General features: G+C 63.8%; 21 protein-coding genes. 19 read left to right on the top strand and 2 right to left on the bottom strand.

What is annotated here, in order from left to right; all coding sequences use genetic code 11:
• Positions 1–45 precede the first annotated feature (45 nt).
• Genes HUK68_RS05360 through HUK68_RS05335 form a run of 6 tightly spaced genes read left to right on the top strand, consistent with a single transcriptional unit; the run spans position 46 to position 5,278 of the window.
• Positions 46–360, top strand: coding sequence for a phage tail assembly protein (locus tag HUK68_RS05360; RefSeq protein ID WP_175503262.1), 315 nt, complete (start codon positions 46–48; stop codon positions 358–360).
• Between the two features lie 8 nt (positions 361–368).
• A complete protein-coding gene (locus HUK68_RS05355) occupies positions 369–488 on the top strand; it encodes a GpE family phage tail protein (protein ID WP_175503261.1) in 120 nt (39 codons plus the stop codon).
• A gap of 11 nt (positions 489–499) precedes the next feature.
• Positions 500–667, top strand: a complete 168-nt coding sequence (locus HUK68_RS05350) for a hypothetical protein (RefSeq protein WP_175503260.1) — start codon at positions 500–502, stop codon at positions 665–667.
• A 42-nt stretch (positions 668–709) separates the two neighbouring features.
• Positions 710–3,643 carry a phage tail tape measure protein gene (locus HUK68_RS05345; RefSeq protein WP_175503259.1) on the top strand — a complete coding sequence of 978 codons (2,934 nt, stop codon included), beginning with the start codon at positions 710–712 and terminating at the stop codon, positions 3,641–3,643.
• A gap of 2 nt (positions 3,644–3,645) precedes the next feature.
• On the top strand, positions 3,646–4,116 hold the full coding sequence (locus tag HUK68_RS05340) for a phage tail protein (RefSeq protein ID WP_175503258.1): 471 nt from the start codon (positions 3,646–3,648) through the stop codon (positions 4,114–4,116).
• Positions 4,117–4,126: 10 nt separating this feature from the next.
• The gene (locus HUK68_RS05335; protein ID WP_175503257.1) at positions 4,127–5,278 is read left to right on the top strand and encodes a contractile injection system protein, VgrG/Pvc8 family; all 1,152 of its coding nucleotides are present in this window, start codon (positions 4,127–4,129) and stop codon (positions 5,276–5,278) included.
• A gap of 59 nt (positions 5,279–5,337) precedes the next feature.
• Here HUK68_RS05335 and HUK68_RS05330 read toward each other — a convergent pair whose 3' ends face one another.
• Together HUK68_RS05330 and HUK68_RS05325 are read right to left on the bottom strand one after the other, a co-directional pair.
• On the bottom strand, positions 5,338–5,826 hold the full coding sequence (locus HUK68_RS05330) for an OB-fold protein (RefSeq protein ID WP_175503256.1): 489 nt from the start codon (positions 5,824–5,826) through the stop codon (positions 5,338–5,340).
• A gap of 74 nt (positions 5,827–5,900) precedes the next feature.
• Complete coding sequence (locus HUK68_RS05325) at positions 5,901–6,212, bottom strand: helix-turn-helix domain-containing protein (RefSeq protein WP_279614302.1); 312 nt, start codon at positions 6,210–6,212, stop codon at positions 5,901–5,903.
• A gap of 91 nt (positions 6,213–6,303) precedes the next feature.
• On the opposite strand from HUK68_RS05325, the gene HUK68_RS05320 reads away from it, so the two are divergent.
• From HUK68_RS05320 to HUK68_RS05260, 13 genes are all read left to right on the top strand, one after another.
• Positions 6,304–6,555 carry a hypothetical protein gene (locus tag HUK68_RS05320; protein WP_175503254.1) on the top strand — a complete coding sequence of 84 codons (252 nt, stop codon included), beginning with the start codon at positions 6,304–6,306 and terminating at the stop codon, positions 6,553–6,555.
• Between the two features lie 12 nt (positions 6,556–6,567).
• Positions 6,568–7,278, top strand: coding sequence for an ogr/Delta-like zinc finger family protein (locus tag HUK68_RS05315; protein ID WP_175503253.1), 711 nt, complete (start codon positions 6,568–6,570; stop codon positions 7,276–7,278).
• Positions 7,279–7,368: 90 nt separating this feature from the next.
• A complete protein-coding gene (locus tag HUK68_RS05310) occupies positions 7,369–7,785 on the top strand; it encodes a hypothetical protein (RefSeq protein WP_175503252.1) in 417 nt (138 codons plus the stop codon).
• Complete coding sequence (locus HUK68_RS05305) at positions 7,782–7,940, top strand: hypothetical protein (RefSeq protein ID WP_175503251.1); 159 nt, start codon at positions 7,782–7,784, stop codon at positions 7,938–7,940. Before HUK68_RS05310 ends, HUK68_RS05305 begins: the two co-directional genes overlap by 4 nt.
• Positions 7,937–8,359 (top strand): hypothetical protein, encoded by a 423-nt coding sequence (locus HUK68_RS05300; RefSeq protein ID WP_175503250.1) that lies wholly within the window; start codon positions 7,937–7,939, stop codon positions 8,357–8,359. The genes HUK68_RS05305 and HUK68_RS05300 overlap by 4 nt, the downstream gene beginning before the upstream one ends.
• Positions 8,360–8,361: 2 nt before the next feature.
• Positions 8,362–10,260: a replication endonuclease gene (locus tag HUK68_RS05295; RefSeq protein WP_175503249.1), complete on the top strand. Its 1,899-nt coding sequence runs from the start codon at positions 8,362–8,364 to the stop codon at positions 10,258–10,260.
• 21 nt (positions 10,261–10,281) lie between these two features.
• Positions 10,282–10,548 carry a hypothetical protein gene (locus tag HUK68_RS05290; protein WP_175503248.1) on the top strand — a complete coding sequence of 89 codons (267 nt, stop codon included), beginning with the start codon at positions 10,282–10,284 and terminating at the stop codon, positions 10,546–10,548.
• Between the two features lie 4 nt (positions 10,549–10,552).
• Positions 10,553–10,786: a hypothetical protein gene (locus HUK68_RS05285; protein ID WP_175503247.1), complete on the top strand. Its 234-nt coding sequence runs from the start codon at positions 10,553–10,555 to the stop codon at positions 10,784–10,786.
• A gap of 39 nt (positions 10,787–10,825) precedes the next feature.
• Positions 10,826–11,038, top strand: coding sequence for a hypothetical protein (locus tag HUK68_RS05280; protein ID WP_175503246.1), 213 nt, complete (start codon positions 10,826–10,828; stop codon positions 11,036–11,038).
• A complete protein-coding gene (locus HUK68_RS05275) occupies positions 11,031–11,249 on the top strand; it encodes a hypothetical protein (RefSeq protein WP_175503245.1) in 219 nt (72 codons plus the stop codon). The genes HUK68_RS05280 and HUK68_RS05275 overlap by 8 nt, the downstream gene beginning before the upstream one ends.
• Positions 11,250–11,262: 13 nt before the next feature.
• On the top strand, positions 11,263–11,778 hold the full coding sequence (locus HUK68_RS05270; protein ID WP_175503244.1) for a DUF4406 domain-containing protein: 516 nt from the start codon (positions 11,263–11,265) through the stop codon (positions 11,776–11,778).
• 7 nt (positions 11,779–11,785) lie between these two features.
• Positions 11,786–13,447, top strand: coding sequence for a DNA cytosine methyltransferase (locus tag HUK68_RS05265; protein ID WP_175503243.1), 1,662 nt, complete (start codon positions 11,786–11,788; stop codon positions 13,445–13,447).
• The gene (locus HUK68_RS05260) at positions 13,444–13,785 is read left to right on the top strand and encodes a hypothetical protein (protein ID WP_175503242.1); all 342 of its coding nucleotides are present in this window, start codon (positions 13,444–13,446) and stop codon (positions 13,783–13,785) included. Before HUK68_RS05265 ends, HUK68_RS05260 begins: the two co-directional genes overlap by 4 nt.
• Positions 13,786–13,849 lie beyond the last annotated feature (64 nt).

Here is a 13,849-nt window from a genome sequence, read left to right as displayed (position 1 = left end):
GGGCCGCAGGGCCCGGCCTTCAAGCCACATCCACCGAGAACCGACATGAACGAAAACCAGACCACCGCCAGCGACGAAAACACCGTGAAGCTGGACCAGCCCCTGAAGCGCGGCGAGCAATTCATTGAAACCGTGACCCTGCGCAAGCCGCGTTCGGGCGAACTGCGTGGCATCAAGCTGACCGAACTGCTCAACCTCGATGTGGTTGCGCTCCAGATGCTGATGCCACGCATCACCACGCCAACGCTGACCACCCAGGACGTCGCGGCGCTGGACCCTGCCGACCTCACCGAGCTGGGCGTGCGGGTGGCCAGTTTTTTCGTGCGCAAGAGCATCCGCGAGGAATACCAGACTGCATAGAGGAAGCCATGGCCGACCTGGCCATGGTCTTCCACTGGCGCCCGGTGGACATGCACGACATGGCCATCGCGGAGCTTATGGAATGGAGAGAACGCGCCCGCGTGCGGGCCCAGACGCAAAGCGTGTAGCATCATGACCCATGACATTCCTGATCGTCGTCCTCGCAGTCCTGGCAGCAATTGCCCTGCTGGGCTTCGCCCTGGCGCCGCTGATGGCGGCTTCCGGCTGGTGGGCCAGCACAAGCGCCAAGGACAATGCGGCCCGCGCCGACGAGATCCAGCGGCTACTGGACGCGCCCGACCGCTGACGCCCGCCGCCCTGCGCGCTCACCGTTTGAACGGGGGCGCCCATGGCTGATGCGCGCATGCAGTTGGTTCTGGACCTGCGCGAGAAAGTCCTTGAACCACTCAAACGAATCCGCGGCGGCAGCCAGGAAGCCGCCCAGGCCCTCAAGTCCACACGCGACCAACTGCGCGACTTGGAAAAGGTGCAGCAGGACGTCAACGGCCTGCGCAACACGCGCATCCAGCTGCGCGGCCAGCAACGCGACCTGCAGGAGCTGCAGGGAAAGCTGGGTGCCCATAACGCAGGGCTCCAAGATCAGCGCGAACGACATCGCCAGATCACGGCCAGCCTCAAGACAGCCCGAGAATCCCATGCGCAGCTGACCCGATCATTAGAGGATGGCGCCACCGCCACACCGGAGTTTTCGCGCCAGCTGGAGATGGCCCGCATTCGGCTGTTGAGCAGCCAAAGCGCCTACGAACGCTCTAACGCATCCATCAGCAAATACCGCTCGCAGATCAAGAACACGCAGGGCGATATCGGGCAGCTGACCGGAAAGATCACCGCCGGACAGGAACGCCTGCAAGGCTACGAGCGGCGGCTGCAGGACGCTGGCATGGGCACCGACCGCCTGGGCGCCAAGTCGCGCAGCCTGAAAACCCAGATCGACACGGCGACTGCGGCGGTGAACCGTCAAAAGCAGGCGCTGGCCACACTGAAGGCGCAGCAGGATCGCGTTGCCGCGCTCAAGGAACAGCACGGTAAGGCAATGAAGCACACCGGGATGATGGCCGCGACGGGCGTGGGCATGGTTGCCGCCGGTCGCACCATGGCGCGGCCCGTGAAGGCGACATTGGGCACCTATGCTGAACAGGAGAACGCATCCACCCAGCTGCGCGCCAGCATGATGCAGGCTGACGGCAGCGTCTCGGCCGAATTCGCGCAGATCGATGCGTTGGCCAAGCGCCTCGGCGACCGCCTCCCGGGCACCACGGCCGACTTCGTGAACATGATGACGGTGCTGCGCAAGGAAGGCATTTCCGCGCAGGCCATTCTTGGCGGCACCGGCGAGGCAGCGGCGCTGCTGGGCGTGCAGCTGGAGATGCCGGTGGTTGAGGCTGCTGCCTTTGCCGCCAAGATTCAGGACGCCACGCAGGCCACCGAGGGCGAGATGCTGGGCCTGATGGACATGCTGCAAAAGAACGCCTACCTCGGCGCCGATCAGAACTATCAGCTGTCCGGCATCACCAAGATGGCCGGCGCCATGAGCCTTCTGCGCAAGAAAGGGGTCGACGCATACAAGGACCTGTCCCCCCTGCTGGTGATGATGAATCAGGCCGGCATGACCGACGGGGCCAGCGCGGGCAATGCCATCGACAAGATTTTTGCTGCGGGTCTGAACGGCAAGAAGCTGCAAAAGACCAATGCGATGTTGAGCGGCAAAGGCATCAAGCTGAACTTCGCCGACAAGAAGGGGAAGTTCGCCGGCATCGAGAACCTGTTCAAGCAGCTGGACAAGCTGAAGGCGCTGGGCGACAACGACATTCTGAAAACAGCGGTGCTGTCCGAGCTGTTCGGCACTGATGCGCAAAACATGCAGGTGCTGCGCAACTTCATGGCCAAAGGCTTCGACGGCTACAAGGAAACCACGGCCAAGATGGATGCCCAGGCCAGCCTGCAGCAGCGCGTCGAATCGCAACTCGGCACACTGTCCAACGTGATGGAAGCGGCGCAAGGTGGCTTCACCAACGTGATGGCCAGCATTGGTGAAACGGTCCAGGGCGACGCCAAGGGCATCATTAACTGGATCGGCGAAATCACCAGCAGCATAGGTGCCTGGGTCAAGGAACATCCAGGTATCACCGCCGCCATTGTTCGCACCGTGGCTGCCTTGGCGACATTGACGGCAGGACTCGGCCTGTTGCTTGTTCCTTTGGCCCTTTTCGTGGGCAAGGTGATGCTGGTCCGTTTTGCTTTTGGGATGCTGGGCGTCAAGCTGCCAGGCATTATTGCGGCTCTGCGAGGGCTGACCATTGTGTTCATGCGCCTGGGGCTGGCCATGCTGACCACGCCGCTTGGCTGGTTCATCATTGCGGCGGCCGCAATGGGTACCGCTGCCTATTTCATCTACAAGAACTGGGAGCCGATAACACAGTTTTTCAGCAGCATGTGGCAGACGATCGCATCGACCATCGGCAGCGCCTGGCAGTCCATCACCGCCACGCTCGTCAACGCCTGGGCGCAACTGCTGGCCGGTGCCACCGGCATCTGGCAACGGCTGCGCGGGATGGTTTCCGGGGCGCTTCTTTCCATCGGTGCGGCTATCGTCAACTGGTCCCCCGCTGCCCTGTTACACCAAGCATTTGCGGCGGCGATGGCCTATCTGGGGTTCGAGTTGCCCGCGCGCTTCACCGAGTTCGGCTCCAACATCCTGCAAGGGCTGGCCAACGGCATCACCAGCCGACTCGGCGCGGTACGCGAAGCCATTGGCGGCGCTGCCGACTCCGCAATCGGATGGTTCAAGGAGAAGCTGGGGATCCACTCGCCAAGCCGCGTATTTATGGCGGCGGGCGTCAACGTCGGCGAAGGCGCGGCGCTTGGCATTGGCAGCACTTCCGATATGGTGCGCAAGTCAGCCGCGGCGATGGCGGCCGCTGCTGCGGTTTCGCTGCCAGCGGCAGTACTCGCCATGCCGGCGGTACCTGGATTGCCTGCTTTTCCAGCTCTGCCCGCCGTGTCGGCCATGGCACCCCAGGCGGACGCAATACAGCCAGGCCAACCGGATGCCTTCCGTATCGACAGGCGCCCCCCACTGGCCGCAAATTCGTCGCCCCGCCCGGCACCCATAATCCAAGGCGACACCATCACGCTGCAGATCCACGCCGCGCCCGGGATGGATGAACAGGCCATTGCCCGCATGGTGACCGCCGAACTCGAACGCCGCGAGCGCGCCAAAGCGGCACGCGCGCAATCTGCCTTCTACGACTGGAACAACTGACCATGCAGCTTTGCCTCGGCCTTTTTGTCTTCGGCCTCGACACCGCGTCCTATCAGGACCTGCAACGGCGCACTTCCTGGAAGCACCCCACCCAGGCCCGCGCCGGCGCGCGCGACGCTTCGCAGTTCATGGGCGCGGGCGAGGACACCATCAGCCTGCGCGGCAGCATCGTCCCAGAATTCGCCGGCGATGTTGCCAGCCTGGACGAACTGCGCCGCATGGCCAACACCGGCCATGCCTGGGCACTGGTCGAGGGAAGCGGCACCGTCTACGGCGCTTTCGTCATCACCGAGCTGGAGGAAACGAAAACCCTGTTTTTCGTGGACGGCACGCCGCGCAAAGTGGAATTCAGCCTGAACCTGCGCCGCGTTGACGAAGACGACAGCGAAGCCGATTCCGACGATTCCGATGAATCCAGCGAATACAACTCCATGGGGGAGTTGGCGGGATACGAGGGAATCAGCATCACCTGATGGAGTCACCATGAGCGACGTTTCCGACATCGACGCCACCCTGCCCAAGGCCAGCACCACCGGCCGCCGGCGTGGGCGCACATTGAGCCACCTGCGGCCCATCTGGCAGATCAACGTCAAAGGCCAGGACATATCCGCGCGGCTTAACCCGCGCCTGGTCAGCCTGACCATCACGGACAACCGCGACGGCGAGGCCGACGAAGTGGAAATCGTCATCAGCGACCATGACGGCGCCGTGGAACTGCCAGAAACCGGTGACCCGCTCACGGTGGCCATTGGTTGGGCCGTCAGCCCTTCCACCGGGCCATTTCAGGCAGCCACCCAGGCCGAAACGGGGGACTTCCCATTGGGCCTGATCGATAAGGGCAGCTACAGCATCCAGGCCGTCGAATACAGCGGCAGCCCCGACACCATCACCCTGCGCGCGCGGGCCGCCAACCTGCTCGATGAGCTGCGCACGGTGAAGGATCGCAGCTGGCACAAGACCACCCTGGGCACCATCGTCCGCAGCATCGCCGCGCAGAATAAGCTCAAGGTCAGCATCGACAAGGAAATCGCTGGGCGCAAGGTCACGCACGCCGATCAAGCGCATGAATCCGATGCGTCATTTCTGCGCCGCCTGGGCCGGCAGTTCGACTGCCTGTGCAACATCAAGGCCGGCACGCTGCTTTTCAGCCAGGCGCGCAAGACGCGCACGCCGAGCGGCAAGGAACTGCCCACCGCCAGCATCGTGCGCAGCGATGGCGACCAGCACCGCTGGGCCAGGTCAGACCGGGATGCCTACAGCGGCGTCAAGGCGTTCTACAACAACGTCAAAAAGGGAACCCGTTCCAGCGTGATTGCGGGCATCAGCGGCCGAGCGAAGACCCTGCGCCAGACCTTTGCCAGCGAGGCCGACGCGCTGGCCGCCGCGCGTGCCGAATGGCTGCGCATCCAACGCGGGATCTACTCTTTCGACATCGCCCTTGCCTACGGCCGCGCCGACCTGATGCCACAGCGGCCGGTGGTTGTCAGCGGCTACAAGCCCCAGATCGACAAGACAGCGTGGATCATCACGGCCGTGCGGCATTCACTGAGTAGCAGCGGCTATACCAGCCAGATCACGCTGGAGACGCTGCAGGCCGAGGGGGTGGATGGTGGGGATGAAGCCAGCGAGGATTAGAAGCCCCAGGCCCACGTATACGCTAGATGGACTGGGGTGCCTCATACATCGATCTGAAATTAAATTATCGAACAGCTGCCAGACATTGGTGTCTTGGCAACATCGCCCTTGCCAGTGCAAATTAACGTGATTTTGCTGCCCTTGGTCACATTGGCCAGTTGCGCGCTGGCACCTTTGTCGAAACTGAATTGTGGTTGATTAAAAGGGTTGCCACTCGCGCGCAAAACGAGATATGGGTTGCCCATAATGTCTGTGTTGATGTCGCCAATTGTTCCGGTGACTTTGAATTTCTTGCCCTTGAATTGCTGATCGGCCGCGATGGTATTGGCCTCATAAGCTTTGACCATTTCAGTTGCCGTGACGGTGGGCAAACTGTCGGCTTCCTGCTTAGCCTGTAATGCTCTAGCCTGAGCTTCATCGGCCTCTCGCTGCTGAGCATTAGCCTGATCGGCAGCTTTCTGCTCTGGAGACTTGGTCGACTCAATCACGAAACCCAGCACCAGTAAACCGAGAAAGCCAAAAGCAATCCACTTGAGCAATTTTTTCATTACCACTCCCTCCTGAAATGCGCCTTTGGGCGCTATAGAAAATTATTTTCTTTGCCAGAGTCAAACGATTCGCATCAATCGTCTTTGACCAATGCGGCAACAGCTTGCAGCGCAGCCTTGCCCTTAGCGGAGCCATCGCGCCACGCCTGCAGCAACTCACGCTCGGCCGGTGCCAGCGTGCTGGAAGACTCGGCTGAGCGGGCGCCCGTGACGACGTACAGCAGGTCCACACCAGCCCGCGCCATTACAGCCAAGACCGCAGCATTGGGGGACTGCTCTCCTTTCTCCCAGGTGGCCAGAGTCCCGCGGTTCACCCCGCAAGCATCGGAAAAAGCCAGCTGCGAAAAGGCGAGGCGCATGCGCTCCTCCCTCAGACGCTCGCCCATTTGTTGTAAATTTCCAGCGGTCATCTATTGACATGCTGGAAATTTCCAGCAATGATCCGTTTACGTTGTAACACCCAGTTCTCAATAGTACATGACCACCACCGCGCACCTCACCCGCCACCGCTCCGGCACGCTGGACGGCTTGGTAAACGACAAGCCCATCGCCCTGCGTTTGCCGAAGGAAGAGCTGGCCTACGCGCACGCGTGCGCTGCGGCTGAGGGGCGTTCGTCAAGCAACTTCGCGCGCATCGTCTACCTAATGGGCATGCAGGCCTACCGCGATGCCGGCCGGTTGAGCATGCCGGTGGCCGCCACCACAACGACCACCGGCACAGCCAACTGAGCCGCCTCCACCATGAGCAGCCCATTCACCACCGATAGCAACCAAGCACTACAGGCACATCATGGCTTCGCCCAGGCGGCCATGGGTGTAGGCGTGCGCAGAATCAGCATCAGCAACCAGTCTCCCAAAGCTGTCGGCACAAGCGCACACGGTTGTTACAAACCTGCACCTGCGAAATCTGAGGCATTGTTTAGCGATCGCGGTGATCTGGAATGCCCACATTGCGGTGCCGTCAGTGTGTTTCGTATCCGCCGCATCACGGACGAGAAGTTCTCACCAGAAGCGAGCTACTGCTGCACGAACAAGGATTGCGGCCATGCGTTTGTGGCACGTACCGAGTCAATCACCACGCCTGCACAGGAAGACAGGCCTTCGCACGCTCCAGAGTTGCCCAACGAACGCACGCGTCTGGAATGCCCTCACTGCGACACGCCCAGCTTGATCCGCAGCAGCCGCCGAATCACCAAGCTCACCCGCGAGGTGACCTATTGCTGCAACAACCCCGAATGCGGCCACACCTTCGTGGCGCACACCGAGATCGTCCGCACGCTTTCCCCCAGCGCCACCCCCGATCCATCGATTCACCTGCCGCTATCCACCCATGTGCGCCGTGACCTTGTGCGCGCGCAGATGGACTACGCGCAGCAGTCGCAACACTGCCCGGTGTTCACAAAGCCGTTGACCGGCGACCTGTTCGGCGGCAATCCGCCACCAGCCGACTAAGGCGCACGCCTTCCCCCTTTTCCTTGATCTTGCGGGGCCTGTTTCAGGCCCTGCGGGATTCGCTCACCCTAAAGAACCTGAAACCCGGCTATGACCACCACCGAAACCCCAGATAGCACTGGCTGCGCCACTCGCCAGTTGACGATTCCACGCCGTTATGGGCGCAAGCTGCTCGGTGCCTTTTTTGAGCATCTTGTCGAGGGACGAGAGCCGCATGAGAGCGACCTTCTCTACTACGTGCCAGTAGGCGTACAAATCAAAGGTGTGGCGGGAATATCGTCTGTCGGTGTACGCAGCGGCGTCACGCGCGGTGATACGCAATGCAAGCCCTCCATCACCGTAATTGTGGTGAGAGTGGATGGCTACGGCTTCCCGGTAGAGCTGACACCCATGCAGGCCCTGGTAATGGCAGAGCGGTTGAAGCTCGCAGCGCGCGATGCTGTCCGCGCTGCAAATACCTTTGACAGCTACGCACGCACCCACTGCGGCGAAGAGGCTTCTAAATGAGCAGTTTCGCCATCACCCATGTGGATGAAATGCGCGTGCGCCGCCGTTTGGTGGTCGGTGCAGCCAACCGCGACATGGCAATCGACTTTGCAGAGCGTCTGTATGGCCTGGCCCTGTACCTGTGCGCCGTGCGCGTGAAGGATGGCGCGCAATGAATCTGGCGGATGTGCGTCTCGACGAGTTCCTGCGGATGATGCAGAACACCGCGCAGCCGACCCAAGCGCCTGCGCTGGCGCCTGCGCAGCTGCTGCCCAAGGCGCGCGACCTGCCCGAGAACTACCGCAGCATGTCGCCGACAGAAGCCCGCGCACGGCTGCGAGACCTCAAAAGCGAGGCTGTGCAGCGCGCCAGCAATCAACGCTGGAGCGATGCCGAAAGCAAGGAGTGGGCAGCGCTTACCCGCGAGCACCGCATGTGCCTGCATCTGCTGGCAGGCATCGATGGCGAATTGACCGAGCTTGCGCTGCGCGAATGGCGCGAGCTACCAGGCCCGGAGCGCGCGGCGATCAAAGCCGAGGTGCGATCCCTGCGCGCCGCCATGGCTGGCGTTTTCAGCTTGTCGGGGAACTGGTAGCCATGTCCCGCAATTTGCCCACCGAAACCCTGAAGGCATGGGAGAAGAACAAGCCGCGCGCTTGGCATGTCTCCTTTGCGCTTGAAGCACTGCTCAAGGCCGTGCCGGCACAGTGGCACGAGCCCATGCAGCGCCTGGGCCTGGGGGAAATGGGCAAAGAAGGCCCTGAATGGCTCAACGCGCATGACGCGCTGCTGGCCATCGAGGAATTCGACGAGAACTATGGCCAGGCCGCGCGCTGGAACATGAGCGACGATGAGATCCGCGCCATGGCCAAGCGGCTGGCCGCGGAGGCCGACGAATTGGATGACTACGCCATTGGCAAGGGCTTGCCGCTGTCCGAGCGTGTGGACGCCATCCGTCTGCTGGTCCGAATGGTGGGACTGCAGGAAGAAAAGCCCATCGTTGGGGAACCAGCCATCAAGCGCGCGCAGGATGCTGCCTGGTGGCGCCGTGGACTGCGCAAGCATGTGGCGCGCGTGGTCGAGGCCGGCGCTGTGCGGCTGGGCATCGTGAACCGTCGCGCCGGCGGCTATGTCAGCAATGCCGGGCTGGCAAGGCGCACTGCCCAGCTGCAGCGAAACGCTGAAGGCCTGCAGCGCACCCTCTACCGCAACGAAGCTGGCCAGGTGTTCAACCTCGCCGAGCTGGCAGCCCTGTCGCCGTCCAACCCGGTAATCCGTGGCGGCGAGTTGATGACCCGCATCCGCGGCGCCGAGGAATACGCGGACCACCGCGCCCATGTGGGCCTGTTCCTCACGCTCACCACACCCAGCCGATTTCATGCCGTGAGCGTAGGCAAGAACGGACGCGGCCGGCCCCGTCCAAATCCGCGCTATGACGGCCATAGCACCCCGCGTGACGCACAGCTGTGGCTGCGCGACATGTGGGCCAAGGTGCGCGCGAAACTCAAGCGCCAGGGCGTCAATATCTACGGCATTCGAGTGGCCGAGCCGCACCACGACGCTACGCCACACTGGCATGCGCTGCTTTGGGCTGAGACCGAACAGCAGGCCCAACTGCTGGAGGCTGCGGTGCGCAAATACTGGTTGAGCGATGACGGCGACGAGCCAGGCGCAAAAGCCAACCGCGTGAATATCAAGCGCATGGTCGCTGGCGGCGCTGCGGGCTATGTGGCCAAGTACATCGCCAAGAGCGTGGGCCACGCCGCGCTGGCTGATCACCTGGATGTGGTGCAAGGCGACCTGTTCGACGTGTCCACTGGCGACGTGCCGGGCCATGTCCGCGTGGACGCATGGGCCAGCACCTGGGGCATTCGCCAATTTCAGGCCGTGGGCATGCCCAGCGTGACTGTCTGGCGCGAGCTGCGCCGCGTGGGCAAGGATCAGGTCGAGCGCCTGCACTTCGACGGCGACAAGACTACCTCCCAGGCTTGGCATGCATGCCACCGCACGGGCGACATCAAGGCGGACTGGTGCCGCTTCATGGGCGCCATGGGCGGCCACTGCGTACCGCGCGGCCGGTGGCACCTGCGCATCGCGCGCCGCGATGTGCCAGCCGGCGCCGTGAACGCCTACGGCGAAGAAATCACCGAAGGCCGCGTGGTCGGCCTCGAAGCACGCACCGGCCGCTGGCTGGTAAGCCGCCGCATTGCCTGGAGCCCGGTCGCCCAGGAAGCGCTTGCCGCCGATGTCGCCGCGCCTGCAGCAGCTGCGGCTCTGGATTCTGGCGCAGCGCCCGCGCTGGGCGCTGAACGGGCGCCGCTGGCGCCCGCTTGGACTCGTTTCAATAACTGTACGGCTCGCCTCGGCGGCGAGCTGCGCCGCGCCTTCATGGGCCGCGGCCGGCACGAAAAAGAGGACTGGTCTAGCCCCGACAGCCGTGATTCGGTGCTCTACCGGCCCGAATCGACTACCACCCCCGCCGTTTTTTCGCACTGATCCGTCAAAGGAGAAATCGCCATGCCCGCAGTACGCACGAACGCCCGTCACACCGGGCAAACCCGCCGACCTCCCGAAGACGCGAAAGCCTCATCCCTGCGCGCGCAAGTGCTGATGGCCGCCAGCCGTCGATGCGCTGACATGCAGGACAGCCAGCCGGCGCGCGACGAGATGGAGCGCGAGGTGATGGCGACGCCGCCCGAGCTGCTGGCGGATCTGCTGATCGCACTTTCCACCGTGCGCGTGCTGCGCACCGAATTTTTTCCCACCACTACCTGCTGGAGATAAGGCCATGCCCGCCAAACGCACCGAACCAACCCGCCGCGCCACCGATATGGCGGCCGGCTTCAAGTACACGAACGCCGTGAGCACCGACATCGGCAAACGCTTCGCCGCCATTCGCCGCGCAGAGGCAAAGACTGCGCGCGCGCAGCAGCCTGTGGCCCCTCACCCCGGCCAGGGCCAGCTTGATCTGGACAGCGGCGCCCAGGTGGTGCCGCTGTTCAAACAGGCCAGCGCCGCATAAGCCACCCGACCCGACACGCATCCAACCGGAAAGCCAACCATGCATCACAACATCCAGGCGCTCAAAAGCTACCGCGCCTACCTGATCCCCAAGAACGCCGACCCTGCCGGGCTGGAAGAACTGGCCGACGCCGGCCTGCTGCCCACGATCCGAGTGAAGGCGGCCAACGCAGACCAGGCCGAAAACCGCGCCCATCTGGTCAGCGGCAAGGGCGTGCTGCGTGTCGAACGTGTGGAGGCCATTCATGCGTGAACCGACGTTCCGCGAAGTGCTGGCGCACATCGATGCGAAGCACAAGGTTGCAGCCAGCGAGGTCGCACACCTGCCTGCTGCGGAATGGCGCACTGCTCGCGGCTACGAACTGTGCAACCGCGAAAAAGAGTTGCACATCGCCCTGGTGGTCCTGCTTGAGCTGGCCGCCGAAAACGCTCCCCAGGCCGCGCCCGTGGCCGCCTCACGCTGAAAGGAACCTGACCATGTGGACCCAAATTCTTCGCATCGTGCTGCTCAAGCTGGCCTTGGTCGGCGGTGGCGCCATGGGCTGGCGCATCGCGCGCCATGTGCTCGCCGATCAGGTACGCCGCGCGGGCCAGGTGCTGCTGGGTAAGCAGGACCTGCGCTGCATCGTCTCGATGCTGAGCGTCATCCAGGCGCGCCATGGCGCCAAGCGCGTCTACCTCGCTGGACCCATGTCCGGCCTGCCGGACCTGAACTACCCAGCATTCAACGCCAAGGCGGCCGAGCTGCGCGCCCGCGGCTGGCATGTCGAGAACCCGGCCGAGAACCCAGCCCCGCCCTGCGGGACATGGCAAGGCTATATGCGCATGGGCCTGTGGCAGCTGATGACCTGCGAGGCCATCTACCTGCTGCCTGGCTGGGCCGGCAGCAAGGGCGCGGCTATGGAATTCAGCATCGCCCAGGCGCTGGGCCTGGAAATCATTGAGGCCGTTTCGCAACTGACCTCCCCGTTTGCTAAGCCAGTCCAGGCGTAAGAAAAAAATGAAGCGTGACGACTTCACCCTACCGCTTGCCTTCCCGGGCGAGCTCATCATCGACAACTTCGCCGGCGGCGGCGGCACCAGCACCGGTCTGGAAGCCGCGTTCGGGCGCCCGGTCGATATCGCCATCAACCACGACCCGCAGGCCCTGGCCATGCACGCGCTGAACCACCCGCACACCCAGCACCTGTGCGAAAGCGTTTGGGAGGTCGACCCGATCAAAGTCACCCGCAATCAGCCCGTGGCGCTGGTCTGGCTGTCGCCCGACTGCAAGCACTTCAGCAAGGCCAAGGGCGGCACGCCGGTGGCGAAGCACATTCGCGGCCTGGCCTGGGTCGGCATGCGCTGGGCCGCGAAGTGCAAGCCGCGCGTGCTCATGCTCGAGAACGTGGAGGAATTCCAGGATTGGGGCCCGCTCATCATCGACGCGGGCGGCAATGCGCGGCCGTGCCCGCGGCGCAAGGGCAAGACCTTCGAGAGCTTTGTGCGCCAGCTGCGCGGCTTGGGCTACACCGTCGACTGGCGCGAGCTGCGCGCCTGCGACTACGGCGCCCCGACCATCCGCAAGCGCCTGTTCCTGATCGCGCGCCGCGACGGTCTGCCCATCGTGTGGCCCGAGGCCTCCCACGGCGAGCCCACTAGCCGCGCGGTGCTGGCCGGCAAGCAGGCCGCGCACCGGTCGGCCGCGGAGTGCATCGACTTCGACCTGCCCGCGGAAAGCGTCTTCGGCCGCAAGAAGCCGCTGGTGCCCAACACAATGCGCCGCGTGGCGAAAGGCCTATGGCGCCATGTGCTGACCAGTGCCAGTCCGTTCATCGTGGGCGTGGGCGGTCGCATGGGCCAGTCGCCGGAGCGATCAGTGCGCGCGCCGATGCAGACCATCACCTCGAAGGCTGACAGCTGCGTGGCAATGCCAATCCTGGCCGCGCTGCGCGGCACCAGCGAGCAGCATCTGGGCGGGCATGACGTCGGCGCTCCGCTGTCGACCATATCGGCCGGCGGGACGCACCACGCGCTGGCCGGGGCCCACCTGATCACGATCGGATACGGCGAACGCGAGGGCCAGGCGGCGCGGGCGCAGGACCTAAGCCTGCCGCTGGGCACGGTGGTGGCCGGCGGCGTGAAAAGCGCACTGGTCGCGGCCTACCTGGTTAAGTACTACAGCGAAGGCGGACAGGACAGCGCCTGCAACGAGCCCATGCACACCGTGCCCACCAAGGCGCGCATGGGCCTGGTGCAGACCCAGCAGGTGCCGGCCGCGCTGCTGAGCGATGAGCACCGCGAGCGCGCGCGCCTGTGCGCCGAACTGCTGCACCAGCACCTGCCCGAGCACTTCCCCGAGCCCGCCGCCCTCGTGCTGATGTGGCATGCGGAGCAATGGTGGGTGCTGGTCGACATCACGCTGCGCATGCTCAAGCCGCGCGAGCTCTACCGGGCCCAAGGTTTCCCCGAGGGATACCAGATCACCGAGATCCCGGACCCTGCCCTTCTGTTCATCGACGGGCAGCAAGCCGGCCATCCGCTGGCGCTGCCCCGCGTCCCGCTCACGGCAACGGCCCAAGTCCGCATGTGCGGCAACAGCGTTTCCCCGCCGGTGGCTGAAGCCCTGGTGTCCGCCAACTTCGCCCATGAGGCAATGATTTACGGAGTAACAGCAGCATGACCAAGACCCCCACCATCACCGGCATGAAATCAGCGCCCGATCCACAGCCCAAGGCCCTGCAGGTGGCCGCAATCCTGCGCGAGAGGCTGGGCATCGACTGCCTGGCGGCCGAACTGCTTGAGTCCCAGCATGCGCGCATCGTCGAGTTGCAACTCGCCCTGGCTGTGCAAGCCCAAGATGCGCGCGGCATGAGTTTGAACGACGAAATGCTGCAGAAGCTTTACGACCAGTTCCTTGTGCAGCACCCCGAAAGCACTGCCGAATTCTCGGCGTTCAACTGGTTCATGGCCGGTGCGACCATCGCTGATTGCTTCAGAGCTGTGCCAAGAGGCTTGTGATGGCGCTCCTCCAGTTCATTTTCCAAAGTGGCTGGCACTTCGTCGGCTCGCTTGTCCTGATCCA

This window comes from Comamonas antarctica (assembly GCF_013363755.1).
Taxonomy (GTDB): Bacteria; Pseudomonadota; Gammaproteobacteria; order Burkholderiales; family Burkholderiaceae_C; genus Comamonas; species Comamonas antarctica.
The sequence above is the reverse complement of the archived record's forward strand: the minus strand, read 5'-3'. Positions and strand labels throughout refer to the sequence as shown.